Below are 2,106 nucleotides of genomic sequence, written 5' to 3'. Positions count from 1 at the left end.
TGAATCGCCACCCGAGGTAACAGAAAATGAATAAGGGGGCTTGTCACTAACATGCTGTCATCCGAACTATTGTGTCTCAATGAGTTGGAATGAGGATTTCTATGTTTAGCGGACAGTAATAATAAAAGATGAATACAAAAATACTTCCGTTACTTCTGTTTCTCTCCTTGTCCATGAGTTCATGTTTGTCGTATGATGCCGAAGAATTCAATGGTAAGATTCTGCCACGTGTGGCGGGCTATACGACCGGAGTTACCAATGATTGGATATACTTCAACCTGCGCACCGGCGAGATATTCAATCGCAATGCTCCCAATCAGGACATCAAGGAGGGACAGCAAAAAAGCAGACTGGATTGGGATATAGCCATCTGTGGCTATCACATTCGCACCAACGGCGGTACAAGTGGCAATGGCAAGGGTGGTGCCATAGACCTTGGATTCGGCAACTACGACCACTGGCAGCGTGTGGAGCAACTGCCTGACCCTCAAGAGTGGATAGCCGACAACGACACCACGGTGAAGATAACTTATTCGCAAACAGATTGGTTTCGCTATGTGAACACCCATGGATTTGACCCGAAGGAGAATCCATGGTTCGACCCCAACAATGGGCCGCAACGCACACTCACGAGTGCAAACCCGGTGTTGGAAAGAAACATGTTTCTCGCAGGTCCGCCGATGACCTATACCCCTTCATATCACGTCTATGCCGTGCGTACCGCTGATGGCAAACGCTATTTCAAATTGCAGATTATCAGTTGGTACAACCAGCATACCGAAATAGACGACACGGGCGGACAGATAAGTTATTATTGTGATGAACTGAAATAAATATTCAAATGGAAAATAAAAAGAAAATCTATATTTGGCGTACTTTCATCTCATTTCTCTTAGTACTCTTTGCCATGCCCTTAGGTCATGCACTGATGATATTGATGGAGAAATTCATGAATGAAGAAGCCATGCACATAGGTGGTTTTGCGTTAGGAGCAATAGGACTGGTCATGGTGGTAATGGGCGTACTTGTGAAAGGCGACACCCGACAGACCTTATGGGGATTCTTCGGCGGATTGCTTTTTTGGACGGGTTGGGTAGAGTTTCTCTTCCTTTATTATGCTCGTCGGTATGGTGTTCAGCCGGAAATAGAAAACGGTGTGGTGGTGACGAAGCCCGAATATCTCATCATGCCGGCATCGTTTGGCATGTGGATAATGGTGATGACAATGTATGTGTTCTGTACAAAGAATGGATGCGACTTGATAACATGGATACAAAAGGTGTGTTTCCGTAGCAAACGGAAGGAAATAGCTGTGCAACCCATGACACGCCACACGAGCATCGTAACATTCATGGAGCTGAACATGATTCTTTGGGCTATGTATTTACTGCTGATGTTCTGCTACGACAAGACGTTCCTTGGCGATCACCACCCCATAACATTTCTTGTGGGAGTGGGCTGTCTCGTCGGCTCAGTCTTCATGCTGCGCCACCAGCTACACATCGCTGCATGGGGTGCAAACATTCGTATGGCGATTGCCACGGTCATAGTGTTTTGGACTCCGATTGAGATTCTTGGGCGCATCAACTTCTTTAAGGAGTTTTGGGTAGAGCCGGAGAAGTATGCATGGCAATTGGCGGTCATCCTTATAGTTTTTCTCTCATTGGGTATTTATCTTTGGTTCAAAGGTAAGCAACGAAGGATAACCAAATAACGATAAAAGGGACGGGAAGAAGAAGAAAAGATTCTCAATTGCGCAAAAACTGCCGACCGTAGCAACAGTCACGAGAGAAAACAATTCAGCTACCGAGAATTACCCACAAAAAATCGTTATCTGTCTCAAAACCGGATAACGCCATGGTGAGCAGGTGTTCAACATTAAGCGTACATATCATCCTTCGTTTCTTTATCTTACTTTGCCACAATCTTTCCGCCTTTTATGAATAGAACCAATAGCATCCTAAATGTTCTTTTTTTTGTTATTACTGTCCGCTAAACATAGAAATCCTCATTCCAACTCATTGAGACACAATAGTTCGGATGACAGCATGTTAGTGACAAGCCCCCTTATTCATTTTCTGTTACCTCGGGTGGCGATTCAGCCGC

General features: G+C 45.1%; 2 protein-coding genes. Both read left to right on the top strand.

Annotation, left to right across the window (positions count from 1 at the left end):
- Window positions 1–128 precede the first annotated feature (128 nt).
- Window positions 129–833, top strand: coding sequence for an HmuY family protein (locus E0E16_RS13325; RefSeq protein ID WP_130830689.1), 705 nt, complete (start codon window positions 129–131; stop codon window positions 831–833).
- An 8-nt stretch (window positions 834–841) separates the two neighbouring features.
- Window positions 842–1,714 (top strand): hypothetical protein, encoded by an 873-nt coding sequence (locus E0E16_RS13320; protein ID WP_130830688.1) that lies wholly within the window; start codon window positions 842–844, stop codon window positions 1,712–1,714.
- The last annotated feature ends 392 nt before the right edge of the window (window positions 1,715–2,106 follow it).

The organism is Prevotella rectalis, assembly GCF_900607215.1.
Taxonomy (GTDB): domain Bacteria; phylum Bacteroidota; class Bacteroidia; order Bacteroidales; family Bacteroidaceae; genus Prevotella; species Prevotella brunnea.
The sequence above is the reverse complement of the archived record's forward strand: the minus strand, read 5'-3'. Positions and strand labels throughout refer to the sequence as shown.

What these genes read in the sequence shown, in the direction of transcription:
- E0E16_RS13325 (WP_130830689.1), top strand. Translation starts at nt 129, where the DNA reads ATGAATACAAAAATACTTCCGTTACTTCTGTTTCTCTCCTTGTCCATG.
- E0E16_RS13320 (WP_130830688.1), top strand. Translation starts at nt 842, where the DNA reads ATGGAAAATAAAAAGAAAATCTATATTTGGCGTACTTTCATCTCATTT.